Genomic DNA, 19,523 nt, shown 5'->3' with positions numbered 1-19,523 from the left:
TTATATACTTTGTATATATTTTAAATGCAAATAAAAGATGAAGCAGACTCTTTCAATAAATAATGCGAGTCTACCTCATCTTTTACTATTGTATTATATGTTTATGATGTTATTTTATAATCTTTCAATTATAGTAGCAGCACCCATTCCACCACCTATGCAAAGTGTTGCTAAGCCTCTCTTAACATCTCTCTTTTCCATTTCATAAAGTAATGTAGTTAATATTCTTGCACCTGATGCTCCTACAGGATGTCCAAGAGATATTGCTCCTCCATTTACATTTACTTTGCTCATATCAAGTTTCAAATCTCTTGATACTGCTATACTTTGTGATGCAAATGCTTCATTTAATTCTATTAAGTCCATGTCATCTACTGTATAGTCTGTCTTAGCAAGTGCCTTTTTAGTTGCATAATATGGACCATATCCCATTATTGTTGGATCCAATCCTGCTGTTCCATAAGATACTATCTTTGCAAGTGGTTTTATTCCCAATTCTTTTGCTTTATCTGCACTCATTACAACTAAAGCTGCTGCTGCATCATTTATACCTGATGCATTTCCTGCTGTAACTGTTCCACCTTTTTTAAATGCTGGTTTCAATTTTGATAAGCCTTCCAATGTTGTTCCAAACCTAGGGAATTCATCTGTATCAAATACAACTTCTCCCTTTTTAGTTTTTACTGTAACTGGAACTATTTCATCCTTAAACCTTCCTGATTGTACTGCTGCTTTTGATTTTCTCTGAGATTCTAATCCAAACTGATCTTGTTCTTCTCTAGTTATATGCCATCTTTCTGCTATATTCTCTGCTGTCATACCCATGTGGTAATTATTAATTGAATCAAACAATCCATCTGCTAACATATGGTCATATACCTTTGCTTCGCCCATTCTATATCCCCATCTAGCTCCTGTTAGGAGATATGGTGCTCTTGACATATTTTCCATTCCACCTACTACAAAGACGTCTCCATCTCCTGCTTTTATTTGTTGAGCTGCTAATATAACTGTTCTCATTCCTGATCCACACAATTTATTAACTGTAAATGCTGGTACTGTGTCAGGTACACCTGCTCTTAATGAAGCTATTCTAGCTGGATTTTGTCCAAGTCCTGCTTGAAGTACATTTCCCATTATTACTTCATCTATAACTTCTGGTTTAATTCCTGCTCTTTTTATAGCTTCTTTTATTACTATTGATCCAAGTTCTGTTGCTGGAGTACCTTTTAAAGTTCCTCCAAATTTACCTATAGCTGTTCTAACAGCACTTACTATAACTACATCTTTCATAAAAAAATCCTCCCAAAAATAAAATTTTTTTACATTGCTTTACATCATAAATATACAAATAATCGGCAAACTTTTCTGTCTTTAGTTTAATTATACATGATAATTAAATTTTTATCAATGTTTTTGTTAAAAAAAACACAAACTTTATTTTAAAAGAACTAGAAGCATTTGCTTCTAGTTAAACTTTTCAAATTTACCATGTTCAATATTAAAGTACTCTAGTATAGCATTTATTATTCGTCCGGAGGCCTTTCCGTCACCATATGGATTTATTGATTTACTCATTTCTTGGTATTCATCTTCATCTCTTATAAGACTATTTGCTTCATCAACTATTTTATCAAAGTCCGTGCCAACAAGTCTTACAGTCCCTGCCTTTACTGCTTCAGGTCTTTCCGTAACATTTCTAAGAACTAATACAGGTTTCCCAAGGTGCGGTGCTTCTTCTTGAAGTCCGCCTGAATCGGTCATAATCATATAGCACTTATTCATTAAATTATGTGTTTCCTTTGTATCAAGTGGTGGAAGTAAATGTACTCTATCTGTATTTCCAAGTATTTTATAAACAGCATCTCTAACAACAGGATTTAAATGGACTAAGTATATTATTTCTACATCTTTATTTTGTTCCACAATATTCTTAAGTGCTTTGCATATATTATCTATACCATTACCCCAGTTCTCTCTCCTATGAGCTGTTACCATTATAACTTTCTTATCATCATATGAGATGTTATTTAATTCTGAGTTGTTAAATGTATAATTATCATCTACTGTAAATTCCATAGCATCTATTACTGTATTTCCAGTAATATATATATCCTTTTCATTTACCCCCTCTCTTAAAAGATTTTGTTTAGACCCCATAGTAGGCGCAAAATGCATATCTGCTATAGCTCCTGTAAGTTTTCTATTCATTTCTTCAGGGAATGGGAAGTACTTATCATAGGTTCTAAGCCCTGCCTCTACATGACCAACTTTTATCTTCTGGTAAAAAGCAGCTAATGCTCCTGCAAATGTTGTTGTAGTATCACCATGAACTAAAACTAAATTTGGTTTTTCTGCTTTAAAGATTTCTTCTAATCCATCTAATACCCTGTTAGTTATACCTGTAAGACTTTGCTTATTTTTCATTATGTTCAGATCAAAATCTGGCTTTATATCAAACAAATCTAGTACTTGATCAAGCATCTGCCTATGCTGAGCAGTTACACAAATCTTGCTTTCTATAAAAGGTTCCTTTTCCATTTTCTTTACTAACGGTGCCATTTTTATAGCTTCAGGTCTGGTACCGAATATTGTTATAATCTTAATTTTATCCATACAATTACCTCCATCTTATGTTTAAATGCAATCGTTAACTTAAAAAAATTACTTTCATCTATTATCCTCTATGCTTAAAAAATCCACACTTCCACGCAATAATTATTAAGATAAGCATAACTATTGCAAGCAAAAAATAAGACTTTTGACTATTTATTTGCATTGCTATTATTGCAAATGTTCCAAGCACAGCACTTATAAGATACATTATCATTACAACTTGTTTTTGACTAAGTCCCATATCTAATAATCTATGATGAAGATGACCTTTGTCAGCTTGCATTATTGGCTTACCATTTATTTTTCTTCTTATGACAGCAAAAAGTGTATCATATATAGGTATTCCAAGTGCAAGAATAGGTACTGCTATAGCAAAGGCTGCTGCAGATTTTATAGCTCCCTCTATTGATATTGCTGCAAGCAAAAATCCTAATAGTTGAGCTCCGGTATCACCCATAAATATAGATGCTGGATTGAAATTATAAGGTAGGAATCCTAAAATTGAACCTGCTAATATACTTGTAAGTACTGCAGCTTCTACTCTCGAATTTAACAATGATATTATGAGCATAGTTATGCATGATATAAAGGCAACTCCAGCAGCTAATCCATCCAAACCATCAATAAGATTTAAAGCATTAGTAATCCCAACTACCCATATGATAGTTAATGGTATAGAAAAAGCCTTTACGTCTATATACAAATTTGAACTTGCTGCAGGATTAGTTATACGAAATATCATCACCCCATAGAGCATGAGTGATATGGCTGCTGCAAGTTGAAACAACAATTTTTGCCATGGTTTTATATCAAATTTATCGTCTAAAAAACCGCCAATAACTATTATCGTAGCTCCTATAATTGTTCCCTTTTCTGAAGAAGTAAGCGGTCCTGTTTTTAAAATCAAAGTTAAAATAAAAGAAAAATAAATTGCCAATCCACCAAGCAAGGGCATTGGTTTTTTATGTACTCTCCTGTTATCTTTAGGTATATCCATAACCTTAATTGATACAGCAAATTTTTTAACTATAGGGGTAAGAATTGCAGAAAGTGCTATTGCAATGACTGACAAAACGTATAAATTTTTCATACAAACCATCCTTCTAACTAAACTAGAAATTGCAGCTATCAAAAATTAATATCTCTTTATATTAATTTTTGATAGTAAGTGCCATAAATAATTAAAACTTTTAATACGATGATTCTTCTGTGAGTGATTCATCATTATTAATCCATTCATTAACACATATTTCTCTATAACTCAATTTTGAATCTCTTATTATAACCTTTTTAATTCCCGCATTTATTATAAATCTCTTGCATAATGAACAAGGTGATGCATCATGTACATACTCTTGAGTTTTTCTTTCTTTACCAACAAGATAAAGTGTTGATTCTAACATATCCTGACGTCTTGCAGATATGATGGCATTTTGCTCTGCATGAACAGATCTACAAAGTTCGTATCTCGTACCTCTTGGAATTTTTAATTCTTCCCTCTTGCAATAGCCAAGGTCGCAGCAATTTTTTCTTCCTCTAGGTGCTCCAGTGTATCCTGTAGATATGATTTCATCATGTTTTACTATTATAGCCGCAAAATTTCTTCTAAGGCAAGTACCTCTTTCTAATATAGTTTCACATATATCTAAGTAATAATTTTCTTTATCGATCCTTTGCATAATATCCTCCACAAACTAACACTATAATCCTTTTCTTATTCTATACCAAAAATTATACAATTAAAAGACCGATTATAAAACTAACCAAATAAAAACAGCGAAAATTCGCTGTTTTTATTTGGTTCCAAACAATCTATCTCCAGCATCACCAAGACCAGGAACTATATATCCATTTTCATTTAACTTTTCATCTACAGAAGCTACATATATGTCAACATCTGGATGAGCATCCATTACATACTTTACACCTTCAGGTGCTGCTATGAGACACATTAACCTTATATTTCTAGCCCCTCTTTTTTTAAGTAATGTTATAGCATCTGCTGCCGATCCACCTGTTGCAAGCATAGGATCTGTAACTATTATCTCCCTTTCCTCTATATCCTGTGGAAGTTTACAAAAGTATTCTACTGGTTTCAATGTCTTTTCATCTCTGTATAATCCAATATGTCCAACCTTAGCTGCCGGAATTAACTTTATCATTCCACCAACCATTCCTAAACCTGCTCTTAATATTGGAACTATAGCAACTTTTTTGCCAGCAAGCGTCTTACATTTAGTTTTGCATATAGGAGTTTCTATTTCAACTTCTTCAAGTTGTAAATCACGAGTTACCTCATATGCCATAAGCATTGCAACTTCTTCTACAAGTTCTCTAAAATCTTTAGATCCTGTATTCTTATCTCTTATCAAGGCTAATTTATGTAATATTAAAGGATGTGATATTTGTGTTAATTTACTCATTTCTACTTCCTCCACTTTATTTAGAATATTTACTTTCAATATCAGTTATCTTATTTATTCTCCTTTTATGTCTTCCACCTTGGAATTTAGTATTTAAGAAGATATCAACTATATCCAAGGCTAATCCTGGACCTATTACTCTCTGTCCAAGAGCAAGTATATTAGCATCATTATGTTCCCTACATGCATGTGCACTAAAAGTATCACTGCACAGTGCTGCTCTTATACCAGGAACTTTATTTGCAGATATGCTTATACCTATACCAGTTCCACACACTAAAATTCCAAAGTCATAATTTTTCTTTGAAACTTCTTCTGCTACCTTTAATGCAAAATCAGGATAATCACATGACTCACTTGTAAAAGTACCAAAGTCCTCAAATTCAACTTCTATATCATGTAAGTGGTCAATTATTTCCTTTTTTAATGGTAATCCTGCATGATCACTACCTAATGCGATTTTCATATGAAACACCTCCAAATAAAATTATATATTTATAATAATTTTTATAAATCCACAAAAAAAGAAGATAGTAACATTAACAAATGCTTGTATCTTCCTTCAATTTTTGTAATAATACCTTTATACTATAAACCAACTGATTGTAAGTTTGAGTATATGTCTCTATATCACTTCCAAATGGATCTATAATATCATTATCTATTGAAACATATTCATTTAATGTAAATATTTTGTACTTAAGTTTAGCAAACTTTTGCTGTAATATATTCTTTATATATAATGTCATGGTAAGAACAATTTCAGAGTTTTCTATTAAACTTTGATTAATCTTAACTGCTTTCCTATTACTTATATCCTGATTTAGACTTTGTTTGATAACTTTAGCAGCATTATTAGAGGTCTTACTACCGTTTATAACGGATACTCCAGCAGAAATAGCAGTAAATCCACCTATATCACAAAAATGGTTAAATATAGCTTCTGCCATACAACTTCTACAAGTATTACCTGTACAAACAAATAGTATATTTTTCATCGTATACCTCCTTTTAAAATTATACTGTAATTATATCAAACCCTGCTGACTTTTTTAGCCTATTCATTATGGCAACACCCACACCATTTTCTTCAAAACCTTCAGATAATATTATATCCACCTTTTCATCATCAAAACTTCTCAAAGTTTCAAATAAGTTTTTAGATATACTTATCATATTTTTTCTACTTCCTAAGGACTTAATTAATCCATTAATATATAATGATTTTGTTTCATCAGTAGCCATAATTCCTACTTTTTTATTTTCATCTATATAATTTTGCACCATTTCGTTAATTTTTGCAATAGTTTTTTGCAAATCTCCATTAATAATTTTAACATGTGCCTTTGGAGCATAATGTCTATACTTCATTCCCGGTGCTTTAGGCTTGAAATCCTTATCAGGTTTTTTCATAATAGCTGGATCAATATACGCTTTTGGGTCTATCTTCCTCAGCATCTCAATAGTTATTCCGCCGGGTCTCAATACACATATAGGATCTACCGTACAATCTATTATAGTTGATTCTACTCCTATATCACACATTCTTCCTCCAAGTATGTAATCAACCTTGCCGTCCATATCCTCTATACATCTTTCAACATCTGTTGGACTTGGTCTTCCAGATATGTTTGCAGATGGCGCTGCTATAGGAACTCCTGCTTCCCTTATTAATTCTCTTGCAATTATATTTGATGGCATTCTTATTCCAATAGTTGGCAAAAATGCGCTTGTAGTATTTGGTATTATATCAGCCTTTGGTAAAATCAAAGTCATTGGTCCCGGCCAAAATTTATTCATTAACTTTTTAGCAGCATCTGGTACTTGTTTAACTAACGGCTTTATTTCATCAAAATCAGATATGTGAACTATAAGTGGATTATCTTGTGGTCTGCCCTTTGCTTCAAATATCTTTTTTACTGCATTAGAATTCAGTGCATTTGCTCCAAGACCATAAACAGTTTCCGTAGGAAAAATTACGAGTTTCCCTTCTCTTATAGCTCCTGCTGCTTCCTTTATTGCACCTTTATCTAATTTTTCTTCCTCAAGTATAATTATCTTTGTGTTCATTACTATCCCCACCTTTTGATTTTATATGAATTTGAAATAACCCATTGTGATATTCATCACAATGGGTATATTAAAACATTTTAACTATTATAAGTCCTACTATAATTCCAGTCAATGTTCCTATGGTACTTGTCCTTCCATTCCACAATCTTGATGATTCCGGAATCATCTCACAACATACTACATAAAGCATTATACCCGATGCTAAGGACAAACATGCTCCTAATACATTTAGTGATATATTAGCTATGTACGCTCCAATGCATGCCCCTATAGCAGTTGGAAAAGCTGTTATAAATGCATATAATAATACTTTTGGTGCCTTTACTCTAGATGCAATAAGTGGTGCAGCTACAGCAATACCCTCTGGGATATCATGTATCGCAATTATAAGGCTCATCCTTATTCCAAGACTTCCTCCAGCTGCAAATCCACATCCCATTATCATACCTTCTGGCAGATTATGAATCATAAGACCTAATCCAGCCATAAATGCAACTTTAACATGTGTATTTACATTATCCATATTCACTTTACTGTCAATTATTATAATAATTACAATGCCAAAAATACAACAAGCTAATGTCTGAACAAAATTCCACTTAGTTAAAGCTTCTGGTATCAAATCAAAAACTACTACCGACATCATAAGTCCAGCTGCAAAACCAATAATGGTACCAAGCATCTTTTTTGAAGGTTCCTTTATTATAACACCCAAAGAAGCTCCAACCATTGTACCAACTAAAGAAACCATACTACCTATAAGTACTATACTTCCAATATTCTTCTCCAAAAAACCACCTTATTATAATTACTGTACAAACCCATATAACATATGTATTTCCGTAGATTATAATATATGACATTTAGTTGCGACTTTGGGAATTATCACGATAATATTTTATTGTATCTATCGATTCTTCACTAAAAGCAGCATAAACACATGATCTATAAATAAGATCTAAAAGAGGATACTTTTTTAATCCTCCTCTTTTTATAATAGTATAGTAATAACTGTTTTCGGGAAATTGTGTTTTAATTTTATAATACTGTTGAGCTAAATAAGCATGATTTTTCAAAAACTTCCTGTTAATAACTAACATTCTATCACTTCTAAATTTAGATGAAGCAATTAAAATTATTTTAAAATCATTTTTGTCCTGCGATGTATCATTTTCTACATGTACAAATACAACTTTGTCACAAATTATATTTATAGTCTTTGAAGTTATACCAAGTATAACTTTTAGCTTATATCCATCATACCTATATTTTAGTGCTTCTTTACTAGTTCTTATAATTATATATAAAAGTATCATTATTTCTAAAACTGCTAGATATATTATATAAAAGATATAAAACTTTTTAGATATTATAAAGACAGCAGGTAAAATAAAAAAAAAATTAAACACATAGATATCATAAATCTCTCATACGATTTTTTTTGTTTCTTGATAGCTTTATTTATATCCATGATTTCCTCCTTTTCTTATTCTAATATATAAAGGTTAAATAATTATTCACTACCTATATTTTTCATTTTTTCTGCTTGATCTGTAGTGATAAGTGCATCTATTACCTCATCTATATCACCATCTAAAAATGAATCTAACTTATACAGTGTTAATCCTATTCTATGATCTGTTATTCTTCCCTGAGGATAATTGTAAGTTCTTATTCTTTCACTTCTATCTCCAGTTCCAACTTGACTTTTTCTATCTTGTGCTATACTTGCACTTCTTTCAGCTTCTGCTTTTTCATATAATCTTGATTTAAGAACTTTCATAGCTTTTTCTTTATTTTTAAGTTGGGATTTTTCATCCTGACAAGATACAACTATACCTGTAGCTAGGTGCGTAATTCTTACAGCTGAGTCAGTTGTATTAACACATTGTCCACCATGTCCCGATGCTCTAAATACATCTATTCTTACATCATTTGGACTCACTTCTATATCTACATCATCAACTTCTGGCAAAACTGCTACTGTAGCAGTTGATGTATGAATTCGTCCGCTTGATTCAGTATCTGGAACTCTTTGAACCCTATGTACTCCACTTTCATACTTTAATCTGCTATAAGCTCCGTCTCCTTTTATCATGAATACAATTTCCTTAAACCCTCCAAGATCAGTTGCATTTATGCTTATAGTTTCTATCTTGAACCCTTTACGTTCAGCATATCTTGTGTACATTCTAGTAAGATTTGCTGCAAACAAAGCTGCTTCTTCGCCGCCTGCACCTGCTCTTATTTCAACAAAAACATTTTTATCATCATTAGGGTCTTTAGGCAGCAATAATATCTTAAGTGAATCTTCTTTTTCTGCAATTGTACTTTCAAGCTCTTTTATCTCTTCTTGACACATTTCTCTTAGTTCTCTATCTATGTCATCTCTTAACATTTCTTTATCTGCTTCTAAATCCTGCTGTGCTTTTTTATATGCTCTAAACTCAGTCACAATTACTTCCATTTCAGCATGTTCTTTGCATAACTTTTGCCATTCTTTTTGATCTGCTATCACTGCAGGATCACTTATTTTTACAGATAATTCTTCATACTTGTTTTCTATAAAATTAAGTCTTTCTAACATACTATTTATCACTCCGTATCAATATATTCACAATAGATAATTATATCATAATACTTTTAAGAAACAAACAATTTACTATATATTTACACTTTAAAACTTTAATTTGCTCCTATATATTGAGCACTTATTACTCTATCTTTACCTGCCAGGTCTTTTATGCATTTCACATTTTTAAATCCATTTTTTATAAGTATATCTTGAACATCTAATCTTTGATCATATCCTATTTCATATATAAGCATCCCAGAATCATTTAAGATTTTGGTACTTTGTGCTGTTATTTTTCTATAAAAATCGAGACCATCATTTCCACCACAAAGGGCATTATAAGGTTCGTATTCTCTTACATCCTTCATGAGACTAGGTATAACATCTGTCTTTATATATGGTGGATTTGAAACTATCAAATCAAGTTTATCATTTTGTTCTATGAAGTTTTCAAGTAAATCCCCCTTTTCTACAGCTGCTTTGTGTTCAAGATTAAATAATTCAATATTCTTTGTCGCAACTTCATAGGCAATATCTGATATATCAGTACATATAACATGCACATCATTTATAAATTTGCCAATAGATATGCCAATTATACCACTTCCACAGCACACATCACATATATTTTTAAAATTATTCTCTTTTATTTCTTTTATCGCATACTCAACTAAAGTTTCTGTATCGGGTCTTGGAATTAAAACTCCTTCTCTTATATAAAAATCAAGTCCCATAAATTCACATCTGCCAAGTATATACTTAACAGGCATCTTTTCTTTTCTAATATTTATAAGCTTAAAATATTCTTTAGCAGTATTATAGTCAACTTTATAACTTCTATTTAATAATATAAAGAGCCTATCCTTATTTAAAACCTTTCCAAGTAAAAGTTCCGTATCTAAAGAATATGTATCAATTTTACTCTTTTTCAAAGTCTCATAACCATACTTTAATAATTCTGCTATAGTAATTGTTTCCTTATTCATAATTTTCTCCAGTCTTTTTTTCTAAATCATCTTCTATTCCTTCTGCAGCTTTTAAAGCTGCTATTGCAACTTCAAGTTGAGATAAATCTGGTTCCCTTGTTGTAAGTCTTTGAAGCATTAGTCCAGGATAAGAAGTTATATGAGATAAAAAACTATCACTTTTTGCCATCCATTTTATTATTTCATAAGTTACTCCTGAAACCACAGGTAAAAGCAGTAATCTATAAAGTATTCTCTGCCAAAGTGAACTCCACCCCGTTAAGGAAAACAATATTATACTTACTATCATAACCAAAAATAAAAAATTAGTTCCGCACCTTGGATGAAATCTCTCAAACTTTTTTGCATTTTTCGGAATAAGTTCTTCTTCATTTTCATAACAAAATATAGTCTTATGTTCAGCTCCATGATACTCAAAGATTCTATTTATATCCTTCATTTTACCTATTAAGTAAATATATATTATGAATATAATTACTCTAATAATTCCTTCTATTATATTAAGGGAAATAGGATTATAAACATGTACTTTTTTAAAAATGTCAGCTGCGAATGTTGGAAATATAAAAAATATAGAGACAGCTGCAGCCAAAGATATTAGAATCATTACTCCCATAATTACACTATCGCTTTTATCTCCAAATGTATTTTTAAACCATATTTCAAATTTACTTGGTTCTTCATCATCTTCCTCAAAGAACGAAGCTGAATAATTCAAAGTATTTATGCCTATAACAAGTGACTCTATCAAAGATACAAAACCTCTTATTATAGGTAAACTAAGAAACTTATTCTTTTTTATCCATGGAATACTCGGCTGTTTTTTTATCTCTATTTCTCCATCTACTTTTCTTACAGCAACTGCTATTCCACTCATACCCCTCATCATTACACCTTCAATTACTGCTTGACCGCCAACTGAAGTTTTTCTACTCATTCAATCACCTTAGCTTTCTTTTGAGACTCATATTGAGCCTTATATTCAAAATAACATTTAGGACACAGTGATTCATATTCAACATAATTTTCATTATCTACGGCTATTTGTTCTCCTTCAAACACAAATTTTCCATTTATCTTTCTGCCATTAACCAGTGCCTTCTTGCCGCACTTGCATATTGTTTTAAGCTCCTCTATACTATGAGCTATAAGTAACAGTCTTTCACTTCCCTCAAAACCATTCATCTGAAAATCTGTCCTAAGCCCATAACATATTGTTGGTATATCCTTAATGACAGCTACCTTAAACAGCTGATCAATTTGCTCCTTCTTAAAAAATTGAACTTCATCTACTAAAATACAATCAATGCTTCCATTTTTACAAATCCACTTTTCCACTTTGTCATAAATATCTTCAGTATTTTCAACAAGCATATCTACACTATTAGCTAATCCTAATCTTGAAACTATTTTGTCTCCACCTTTTGTATCAGTTTTAGGTTTCATTATAATTACCTTCATGCCTCTTTCCTTATAATTATGAGCAACCTGAAGTAAATTAGTGGATTTACCGCAGTTCATAGCACCATATCTAAAATATAATTTACTCATATCATCACCTCTTTACACATAAATTAAACAAATATATTTTAGCAAACAATAAGTATATATTAAAGACTTATTGGACAATTATTTAGTGCAAACGCATATAATTTTTTTCCTTTGCCCCCTTATTTTAATCTGTCCTTAATTAGCTTGCAGTTTCCTTTCTAAGTCTCCAAATCACCAGTGCAAAGCTTCCACAACACATCACTAAATAGTTCATAATTTCTTCCTTGTCTATTTCATAATTTCGAAATATAATAAAAATAGTAAGAAAGGTATGGTGTTATGAACTTGAATAATAGAATTTTGATTATAGATGACGATAAAGAATTATGTGTTTTAATTCAACGAAGCGTATCAGATGAAGAAATAGAGGCTGACTTTTGCTATTCCGGTGCAACTGGTCTGTCCATGTTAAAGAAAAAAGAATACCAACTTATTATATTAGATGTGATGATGCCAGGAATTGACGGCTTTGAAACGCTGGAAAAGATACGGAAAGAAAGCAGTATTCCAATCTTTATGCTTACTTCGAAAAATGATAACACCTCGAAAGTTCTGGGACTTCGCTCCGGTGCGGACGATTATCTAACGAAACCTTTTGATATGGGCGAACTGATTGCTCGTGTCATTTCCCTAATCCGGCGTTATACCCGTTTTAACCAAAGCGTTGAGGAACCTTATCATCTCGTATATAACGGTCTTACCATAGATGTAGACAACCGAAGCGTTATCACGGACAATGGAACTTTTGAATTGCCCCCAAAAGAATTTGACCTGCTTCTCTACTGTGCCAAAAATCAGGGGAAGATTTTGACGAAGCAACAAATTTATGAAAAAGTCTGGGGAGAACCTTATGTCTATGATGACAGCAATATTATGGCAATCATCAGCAGGCTTCGTAAGAAAATTGAGCCAGATTCCAGTTCACCCAAATTTATTCAGACAGTAAAAGGAATTGGATACCGCTTCAGCAAGGAGGTGTAGCGTATGGTTTCAAATAGTTTGATTCTGCTCCTAATAGGATTTACTTTGATTTCCACTATAACAACGATAGCTTTACTTGAAAAGCTGCACCGTGTGAAAAAACAGCTGCAGGATATGGGTGAAGCCTTGGACGATATTCAAGCTGGAAACGGGAACCGTAAAATCCTTGCTTCAGAAAATGACCTTGTGGCTCCACTGTCCTACAAAATGAATGAAATTGTCTACGCCTATGAAGAACAGCTTCTACGTCTGCGAAAAGCCGATGAAACTAACCGACAGCTTATGACCAGCCTTTCCCATGATGTTCGAACACCCCTTACAACCCTGATTGGATATCTGGACGCAGCCCATAAAGGAATTGTCACCGGAAAAGAACGTGACAATTATGTGGAAACCGCCCGACATAAGGCGCACGATCTGAAAGATTACATTGATGTACTATTTGATTGGTTCAAGCTAAATTCTAATGAACTTACCCTATTAATAGAACCTTTAGAGATTGCAGAGCTGACGCGAAATATTCTGAAAGACTGGGTACCTATTTTTGAAGAAAAAGCACTAGAATATGAAATTGAAATCCCGGAACAGCGTTTGATGGCAAAGGTAGACTTGGATGGCTATTCCCGCGTTATCAATAACCTTGTGCAGAATGTAATTGCCCATAGCGGAGCTACTCGAATTGATATTACTGTTTTCAAAAAATCCAGTGAAATTGAAATCTGTGTGGTCGATAATGGTGTAGGAATTGAAAAAGAGGATTTACAGCATATTTTTGAAAGGCTATATAAATGTGATAAGGCACGGTTAGAAAAAGGCAGCGGTCTTGGTCTGTCCATTGTACGCCAGATGGTTGAAAAAATGGGCGGCAGGATTGCTGTCGAAAGCGAACTGAATAAATATACTGCCTTTACTATTCGATTGCCGTTAGCCAGTTGAGAGAATCCCTGCTCACACGCAGGGTTTTTCTCTTTTGTGAAAATGCAAGATTAATGCAAGGTTGCGGCAAGGTTAATGCAAGGTTGTCGTGATAGACTTATCTCTAGAAAGACAAAAGGAGGTCTTAGACTTGAGTGATTATATCATTGAAACAAAGAACCTGACAAAACAGTACGGCACTCAAAAAAGCGTTGCCGACCTGAATATCCATGTACGAAAAGGCAGCATTTATGGTCTACTCGGAAGAAACGGAGCTGGTAAAACTACAACCATGAAAATGCTACTAGGGCTTACCCAGCCCACTTCTGGTGAAGTCAAAATCTTCGGCAAGGATATTCAGACAAACGGAAAGAAAATCCTACCCCGTATCGGCTGCCTGATTGAGTCGCCGGGCTTTTACCCGAACCTGACCGGCACAGAAAATCTTAAAATCTTCGCAGAACTTCGGGGCGTTCCAAGGAAAAATGCCATCAAAGATGCTCTAGATTTGGTTGGGCTACCTTATAAAGACAAAAAGCTCTTTTCCCAATACTCACTTGGTATGAAGCAGCGTCTGGCCATTGCCCTTTCCATTATGCACGACCCTGAACTGCTGATTTTGGACGAACCCATCAACGGACTTGACCCTATTGGTATTGCAGAAGTCCGTTCCTTTATCCGGGGGCTTTGCGACAAAATGGGGAAAACCATTCTGATTTCTAGCCACATACTTTCGGAAATCTCTCTGCTAGCCGACGACATCGGTATTATCGACCACGGCATACTTCTAGAAGAAGAAAGTCTTGCAGAGCTGGAGCAAAAAAACAGTAAATACATTCATTTCATCGTTTCGGATACTGCGCAGGCTGCTCGTATTCTAGAAACTGCTTTTCAGGTGAAAGATTTCCAGGTGTGCGACGATCACAATATCCAGCTTTATGATACCAACCTGTCCGTAGCCGCTATCAACCGTGCTTTTATGCAGAACGGATTGGATGTTTCGGAAGTCCATCTTTGCGAAGATACCTTAGAGGACTACTTCAAAAAAGTAACTGGAGGTGAGGGCATTGCTTAAGCTTATCAAATGCGAATTTTGGAAGCTAAAACGGAAAAAATTTATTCCTTTTATCATTATTGCGGCATTTTTATTTCCCATTCCGCTGACCTACTTAACGACAACTCCATCTATGATGGAACGCTGCACCAGCCCAGCAGATGCTTTTGACGGCTTGTTCAACATGATGTTAGGATATGGAATACAATTCCTGCTGCCCTGCATTGTCGGCGTGATTGCCGCCATACTCTTTTTTATGGAGCGTGATAATGATACTTTCAAGAATCTAAGGACAATTCCCGTTACCAGTACACAAATGATTTTGGCTAAAGTTTCGGTACTATTCCTGCTTGGAGTAATTTTCTGTGTTGCTTCCACGCTTGCCACTGTATTGTGCGGAATGGCAACACTTGAAGTGAAGGGTTTAATGTATAAGTTGTTTCTAGCAGTGGAAACAGGCGTTTTCATCACTGCTGGAACACTGCCACTAATTGTGCTAGTGGTCTTTTTCAGCCGTAACTACATCTTTTCAATTTTGCTGTGCGTTTTTTACAGTGTACTAAATATGAGTGCAACGGCTCTTTTTGATACATTGCCTAAAACAATTCTATGGCTTTTGCCTACGCCACTTACAACATTTTGGAGTGCCGGGAATATGGCTTCCCACGGTATCAATATGAATTTAGAGCAGATGACCGGTCTGATTCCATCAACTTTACACGTTCTTATTACTCTAGGCATTATGGCCGTCGTATCTGTGCTGTTGATTGACTATCTCTATAACAAAAGGAGTGAATAAATCATGTGGAGAATTATCAAAACAGAATTTATCAAGTTAAAACGATATCATATTTTTTGGGCGGGTGTTGCCCTAATGTTACTCTCGGTTTTACTCACCCTTTTTACTTCTATAGCAAATGACGGCTCGGTATGGAATTTTACCTATTTGATTGAACAGGTCATTAAGAATAATATGTCTATGATTTTCCCGACGTGCATTACCTTAATTTCAGGATATATAATCACCCGTGAACAGAAAGATGATACGCTGAAAAATATCCTGACAATTCCCATTTCCTTTAATCAACTGATTGCTGGAAAATTGGTGGTCTGTGGCTTACTGTCTTTGTTTTTCGGTGTGGTCTGTACGGTTTTTACCATCGCCGGCGAGCTTCTTGCAGGCTTTCCTGGCTTCTCTGTAGGATTGGCAACACAGGGATTGTGTCAAATCACGCTGGCAAACCTTTTCCTTTATATTTCTGTTTTGCCAATCATAATTTTGACCAGTCGTGCTTCTAGTAACTTTTTAGCTGGCGTAATTGTAGCATTTGTTTATGGCTACGGCGGTATGTTTGCTGCTGGCAATATGACTTTGGCTAATCTATACCCTATAACAGCAAGCCTTGGCTTGGTAGGCTATCGAAGCTATGACGCTGCCGTTCATTGGAATATCCCCGTATGCCTCTTGAGTATGGTACTGGTGCTTGCCATTTCGATTGCTCTAGCTACCTTGATGAACAGCAATATAGAGTCGAAAAAGATAGTTCAAAAATCGAAAAAGACGGTTCATAAGAAAGGCTGGTGATAAAACATAATAAAGAATGGTCTGATAAGTTCCTCTTTTAAAGGAACTCACCAGGCTATTACAACTTCACTTGCAAGTTGTAAGCTAGTCTATGAACCCATTTCTGTAAGTTCTATATGCCCCTTTTCAACTTTGGATAACGCTTTAAATACTTGTTTTATGATATCATCGTTAATTTCCTTTGAATACTTTTCATAATATTCTACAGCATGCTTTTCTCTTTTACAGGCCATTTCTAAAAGTATTTCATCTGTATCATATTTAGAATAATCCATATCTCTAAGTACAGGCTCTTCTTTAAACCCTCCTATGGCTTTATGTATTCTAGCATGCATGTACTCTATTTTGCTCAAGTCATTAAACATATCTCTTACTTTGCTGTCCTTAGCTAACTTTGAAGCTTTCTTATAAAAGTCCCCGTTAAATATCTCCAGCTTAACTGCATGGTCTATTATTTTAAGTGCATTGTCATCAAGTTTATTTCTATCGTATTGAAGTTCTTCTCCATCTTCTTTTAAATACTCTATAGGTGCCCCACAAAATGGGCAAAATTTTATATTTTCCTTAGTATTTGAACTAAGAAATGCTTCTTTATTCAAACTATAATTCTTATCATTTATTTGCATACCGCATATTACACATACTAATGTCTTCATGATAGCCTCCTTAAAATCTATACATGAGTTTCACTCCTCATTTTCAATATTTTCCTTAACTATATTATAACTAACCTTATAAAAGCCTGCATCAAATTTAATAATAAATTTTTAAAAATTTATTATTAAATTGACTTAATATTTTACATTATGCTATAATACAATAGTTAATCAATAAGTATAAAAAAATTATTTGTTCTTATCTGAAAGAGGTGAAAAACATGAAAGAAGGCATACATCCAAAATACTATCATGATGCGGTAGTTAAGTGTGCATGTGGAAACACTTTTACAACTGGTTCTACACAAAAGGAGTTAAAGGTGGAAATATGTTCTAAATGCCATCCATTCTTCACTGGTAAACAGAAGATCTTAGACGCTGGTGGAAGAGTTGATAGATTTATGAAGAAGTTTAATTTAACTACTGAAGACACAAAATAGGATTAAAATTATATCTTTTAATTCTATTTTAAAACCTGTCCTTTATCAAGGGCAGGTTTTATTTTTTTATTTATTGTCGGACTTGTTCATATCCATCTTACTAATTAAACTTACAAGTTCTTCATTATTTTTGGTTTTTGACAAGAGATTTATAAGTTGTTCTGTAACGTTTTGAGTATTGTTTTCATCATATAATACTTTTCTTATATTAAATGCTGCATCTTTTTCCATTTGATCTTTAAACAATAAATCATCTCTTCTAGTTCCAGACTTATATATATCTATAGCCGGGAAGATTCTTCTCTCTTGAAGTTTTCTATTTAAATGTACTTCCATGTTTCCAGTACCTTTAAATTCTTCAAATATCATATCATCCATTCTGCTTCCAGTTTCAATAAGTGCTGTAGCTAGTATAGTAAGACTTCCACCTTGTTCTATGTTTCTTGCAGCTCCAAAAAACTTCTTTGGCATTATTAAAGCTCCAGGATCTAGTCCGCCGGAAAGAGTTCTTCCTGTAGGATTTATTGTCAAATTATATGCTCTAGATAATCTAGTCAAACTGTCCAGCAATATAATTACGTCTTGTCCCTGCTCAACCATTCTTTTAGCTCTCTCAAGAACCATGTACGCAACTTTAGTATGGTGTTCAGGTTCCTCATCAAATGTAGAATAGATTACTTCTCCCTTGATTGATCTTTGCATATCAGTAACTTCTTCCGGTCTTTCATCTATCAAAACGACTATTAATTTTACTTGAGAATGATTTCTAGATATACTCTGGGCTATCTTCTTTAGAAGAGTTGTTTTACCGGCCTTAGGTGGTGCAACTATAATTCCCCTCTGTCCTTTTCCTATAGGAGATATTATATCCATAAGCCTTGTAGATAAGTCTGATTGATTAGTTTCTAGATTTAATCTCTGATTTGGATAAATTGGAACAAGCGTTTCAAAAGGCTTTCTTCCTACTGCTTTTTCTGGATTTTCATCATTAACTTTTTCAACATACAATAGAGCCTTGAACTTTTCGCCTTCTTTTGGTGTTCTGACTTTTCCTTGAACTTCATCTCCTGTTTTTAAATTAAATCTTCTTATTTGAGAAGGAGATACATATATATCATCAGGTCCTGTGAGATAATTTTTACCCCTTAGAAAACCATAATTATTATTTTCTATTATCTCTAATACCCCTTTAGCTGAATCTGATTCATTTATCATTTCCTTGAGCTTTTCTTTTTTGTCTTCATCACTGCTCCTATTATGCTCATCTTCTCGCTGATGTCTGACTTTTTCTTGATTATTATTATTTTTTACAATATGTGTTTTATTTTTTGAAACGTTCACACTTTCCTTATTAGTATCTTCGGTATCCGCTTTAGAAATTATCTTCTCTCTAAGTACTACACCATCTTTTTCTATGTAAGCTGGAGAAACTTTCTTTATCTCATCAATCAATTCCGATTTTCTATATTTAGAAATATTCTTAACCCCTAAGCCTTTGGCAATTTGTCTTAATTGCACCAACGTCATACTTTCAATATCGTTATTACTCAACAATAACACCTCACATTATTTAGTTTATATAACCTTTTGGGGAATATTTAAAGAATTTTTTTGAAAGGCTACATTATTAAAATACATTATACCTCTTTTTTTTAATTTAATCCATAA

The 19,523-nt window shown here is 33.4% G+C and carries 22 protein-coding genes; 6 read left to right on the top strand and 16 right to left on the bottom strand.

Annotated features, from left to right (window positions below):
- Positions 1-114: 114 nt before the first annotated feature.
- From EBB51_RS00940 to EBB51_RS00875, 14 genes are all read right to left on the bottom strand, one after another.
- A complete protein-coding gene (locus tag EBB51_RS00940) occupies positions 115-1,293 on the bottom strand; it encodes an acetyl-CoA C-acetyltransferase (RefSeq protein ID WP_123052727.1) in 1,179 nt (392 codons plus the stop codon).
- Positions 1,294-1,467: 174 nt separating this feature from the next.
- Complete coding sequence (wecB, locus tag EBB51_RS00935; RefSeq protein WP_123052726.1) at positions 1,468-2,616, bottom strand: UDP-N-acetylglucosamine 2-epimerase (non-hydrolyzing); 1,149 nt, start codon at positions 2,614-2,616, stop codon at positions 1,468-1,470.
- A 61-nt stretch (positions 2,617-2,677) separates the two neighbouring features.
- Complete coding sequence (locus tag EBB51_RS00930) at positions 2,678-3,706, bottom strand: MraY family glycosyltransferase (protein ID WP_123052725.1); 1,029 nt, start codon at positions 3,704-3,706, stop codon at positions 2,678-2,680.
- Positions 3,707-3,806: 100 nt separating this feature from the next.
- A complete protein-coding gene (locus EBB51_RS00925; protein WP_123052724.1) occupies positions 3,807-4,295 on the bottom strand; it encodes a deaminase in 489 nt (162 codons plus the stop codon).
- A 114-nt stretch (positions 4,296-4,409) separates the two neighbouring features.
- A complete protein-coding gene (upp, locus tag EBB51_RS00920) occupies positions 4,410-5,039 on the bottom strand; it encodes a uracil phosphoribosyltransferase (RefSeq protein WP_123054943.1) in 630 nt (209 codons plus the stop codon).
- Positions 5,040-5,055: 16 nt separating this feature from the next.
- Positions 5,056-5,505, bottom strand: a complete 450-nt coding sequence (gene rpiB, locus EBB51_RS00915) for a ribose 5-phosphate isomerase B (protein ID WP_123052723.1) — start codon at positions 5,503-5,505, stop codon at positions 5,056-5,058.
- Between the two features lie 73 nt (positions 5,506-5,578).
- Complete coding sequence (locus EBB51_RS00910; RefSeq protein ID WP_123052722.1) at positions 5,579-6,037, bottom strand: low molecular weight protein arginine phosphatase; 459 nt, start codon at positions 6,035-6,037, stop codon at positions 5,579-5,581.
- A gap of 19 nt (positions 6,038-6,056) precedes the next feature.
- On the bottom strand, positions 6,057-7,109 hold the full coding sequence (locus tag EBB51_RS00905; RefSeq protein WP_123052721.1) for an L-threonylcarbamoyladenylate synthase: 1,053 nt from the start codon (positions 7,107-7,109) through the stop codon (positions 6,057-6,059).
- A 70-nt stretch (positions 7,110-7,179) separates the two neighbouring features.
- A complete protein-coding gene (locus EBB51_RS00900) occupies positions 7,180-7,863 on the bottom strand; it encodes a ZIP family metal transporter (protein ID WP_123054942.1) in 684 nt (227 codons plus the stop codon).
- A gap of 112 nt (positions 7,864-7,975) precedes the next feature.
- Complete coding sequence (locus EBB51_RS00895) at positions 7,976-8,428, bottom strand: hypothetical protein (RefSeq protein WP_347560938.1); 453 nt, start codon at positions 8,426-8,428, stop codon at positions 7,976-7,978.
- Positions 8,429-8,625: 197 nt separating this feature from the next.
- A complete protein-coding gene (gene prfA / locus EBB51_RS00890) occupies positions 8,626-9,699 on the bottom strand; it encodes a peptide chain release factor 1 (RefSeq protein ID WP_123052720.1) in 1,074 nt (357 codons plus the stop codon).
- A gap of 98 nt (positions 9,700-9,797) precedes the next feature.
- Complete coding sequence (gene prmC / locus EBB51_RS00885; RefSeq protein WP_123052719.1) at positions 9,798-10,673, bottom strand: peptide chain release factor N(5)-glutamine methyltransferase; 876 nt, start codon at positions 10,671-10,673, stop codon at positions 9,798-9,800.
- Positions 10,666-11,610 (bottom strand): DUF1385 domain-containing protein, encoded by a 945-nt coding sequence (locus EBB51_RS00880; protein ID WP_123052718.1) that lies wholly within the window; start codon positions 11,608-11,610, stop codon positions 10,666-10,668. Before EBB51_RS00880 ends, prmC begins: the two co-directional genes overlap by 8 nt.
- Positions 11,607-12,224: a thymidine kinase gene (locus tag EBB51_RS00875; protein ID WP_123052717.1), complete on the bottom strand. Its 618-nt coding sequence runs from the start codon at positions 12,222-12,224 to the stop codon at positions 11,607-11,609. The genes EBB51_RS00880 and EBB51_RS00875 overlap by 4 nt, the downstream gene beginning before the upstream one ends.
- Positions 12,225-12,503: 279 nt before the next feature.
- Between EBB51_RS00875 and EBB51_RS00870 the strand changes: the two genes are divergently transcribed.
- The 5 genes from EBB51_RS00870 to EBB51_RS00850 all read left to right on the top strand — a co-directional run bounded on the left by EBB51_RS00870 (position 12,504) and on the right by EBB51_RS00850 (position 16,759).
- The gene (locus EBB51_RS00870; RefSeq protein ID WP_123052716.1) at positions 12,504-13,205 is read left to right on the top strand and encodes a response regulator transcription factor; all 702 of its coding nucleotides are present in this window, start codon (positions 12,504-12,506) and stop codon (positions 13,203-13,205) included.
- 3 nt (positions 13,206-13,208) lie between these two features.
- A complete protein-coding gene (locus tag EBB51_RS00865) occupies positions 13,209-14,141 on the top strand; it encodes a HAMP domain-containing sensor histidine kinase (RefSeq protein ID WP_123052715.1) in 933 nt (310 codons plus the stop codon).
- A 130-nt stretch (positions 14,142-14,271) separates the two neighbouring features.
- The gene (locus EBB51_RS00860) at positions 14,272-15,195 is read left to right on the top strand and encodes an ABC transporter ATP-binding protein (RefSeq protein WP_123052714.1); all 924 of its coding nucleotides are present in this window, start codon (positions 14,272-14,274) and stop codon (positions 15,193-15,195) included.
- Entirely contained in the window at positions 15,188-15,973 is a 786-nt protein-coding gene (locus tag EBB51_RS00855; RefSeq protein ID WP_123052713.1) for an ABC transporter permease, read from the top strand. Before EBB51_RS00860 ends, EBB51_RS00855 begins: the two co-directional genes overlap by 8 nt.
- A gap of 3 nt (positions 15,974-15,976) precedes the next feature.
- Entirely contained in the window at positions 15,977-16,759 is a 783-nt protein-coding gene (locus tag EBB51_RS00850) for an ABC transporter permease (protein WP_123052712.1), read from the top strand.
- 89 nt (positions 16,760-16,848) lie between these two features.
- Here the strand turns inward: EBB51_RS00850 and EBB51_RS00845 are convergent, their stop codons facing one another.
- On the bottom strand, positions 16,849-17,415 hold the full coding sequence (locus EBB51_RS00845; RefSeq protein ID WP_123052711.1) for a ferritin family protein: 567 nt from the start codon (positions 17,413-17,415) through the stop codon (positions 16,849-16,851).
- Between the two features lie 221 nt (positions 17,416-17,636).
- Between EBB51_RS00845 and rpmE the strand changes: the two genes are divergently transcribed.
- Complete coding sequence (gene rpmE, locus EBB51_RS00840; RefSeq protein ID WP_123052710.1) at positions 17,637-17,855, top strand: 50S ribosomal protein L31; 219 nt, start codon at positions 17,637-17,639, stop codon at positions 17,853-17,855.
- A 66-nt stretch (positions 17,856-17,921) separates the two neighbouring features.
- Here rpmE and rho read toward each other — a convergent pair whose 3' ends face one another.
- Positions 17,922-19,406: a transcription termination factor Rho gene (rho, locus tag EBB51_RS00835; protein ID WP_123052709.1), complete on the bottom strand. Its 1,485-nt coding sequence runs from the start codon at positions 19,404-19,406 to the stop codon at positions 17,922-17,924.
- Between the last annotated feature and the right edge of the window lie 117 nt (positions 19,407-19,523).

Source organism: Clostridium sp. JN-1, assembly GCF_003718715.1.
Classification (GTDB): domain Bacteria; phylum Bacillota; class Clostridia; order Clostridiales; family Clostridiaceae; genus Clostridium_AV.
Note: the sequence above shows the minus strand (reverse complement) of the source record. Positions and strands in the feature narration are given on the sequence as shown.

Bases quoted from the DNA above. Each gene is read 5' to 3' on its own strand.
- EBB51_RS00940 (WP_123052727.1), bottom strand. From the start codon at position 1,293: ATGAAAGATGTAGTTATAGTAAGTGCTGTTAGAACAGCTATAGGTAAA.
- wecB (WP_123052726.1), bottom strand. From the start codon at position 2,616: ATGGATAAAATTAAGATTATAACAATATTCGGTACCAGACCTGAAGCT.
- EBB51_RS00930 (WP_123052725.1), bottom strand. From the start codon at position 3,706: ATGAAAAATTTATACGTTTTGTCAGTCATTGCAATAGCACTTTCTGCA.
- EBB51_RS00925 (WP_123052724.1), bottom strand. From the start codon at position 4,295: ATGCAAAGGATCGATAAAGAAAATTATTACTTAGATATATGTGAAACT.
- upp (WP_123054943.1), bottom strand. From the start codon at position 5,039: ATGAGTAAATTAACACAAATATCACATCCTTTAATATTACATAAATTA.
- rpiB (WP_123052723.1), bottom strand. From the start codon at position 5,505: ATGAAAATCGCATTAGGTAGTGATCATGCAGGATTACCATTAAAAAAG.
- EBB51_RS00910 (WP_123052722.1), bottom strand. From the start codon at position 6,037: ATGAAAAATATACTATTTGTTTGTACAGGTAATACTTGTAGAAGTTGT.
- EBB51_RS00905 (WP_123052721.1), bottom strand. From the start codon at position 7,109: ATGAACACAAAGATAATTATACTTGAGGAAGAAAAATTAGATAAAGGT.
- EBB51_RS00900 (WP_123054942.1), bottom strand. From the start codon at position 7,863: ATGGTTTCTTTAGTTGGTACAATGGTTGGAGCTTCTTTGGGTGTTATA.
- EBB51_RS00895 (WP_347560938.1), bottom strand. From the start codon at position 8,428: ATGATACTTTTATATATAATTATAAGAACTAGTAAAGAAGCACTAAAA.
- prfA (WP_123052720.1), bottom strand. From the start codon at position 9,699: ATGTTAGAAAGACTTAATTTTATAGAAAACAAGTATGAAGAATTATCT.
- prmC (WP_123052719.1), bottom strand. From the start codon at position 10,673: ATGAATAAGGAAACAATTACTATAGCAGAATTATTAAAGTATGGTTAT.
- EBB51_RS00880 (WP_123052718.1), bottom strand. From the start codon at position 11,610: ATGAGTAGAAAAACTTCAGTTGGCGGTCAAGCAGTAATTGAAGGTGTA.
- EBB51_RS00875 (WP_123052717.1), bottom strand. From the start codon at position 12,224: ATGAGTAAATTATATTTTAGATATGGTGCTATGAACTGCGGTAAATCC.
- EBB51_RS00870 (WP_123052716.1), top strand. From the start codon at position 12,504: ATGAACTTGAATAATAGAATTTTGATTATAGATGACGATAAAGAATTA.
- EBB51_RS00865 (WP_123052715.1), top strand. From the start codon at position 13,209: ATGGTTTCAAATAGTTTGATTCTGCTCCTAATAGGATTTACTTTGATT.
- EBB51_RS00850 (WP_123052712.1), top strand. From the start codon at position 15,977: ATGTGGAGAATTATCAAAACAGAATTTATCAAGTTAAAACGATATCAT.
- EBB51_RS00845 (WP_123052711.1), bottom strand. From the start codon at position 17,415: ATGAAGACATTAGTATGTGTAATATGCGGTATGCAAATAAATGATAAG.
- rpmE (WP_123052710.1), top strand. From the start codon at position 17,637: ATGAAAGAAGGCATACATCCAAAATACTATCATGATGCGGTAGTTAAG.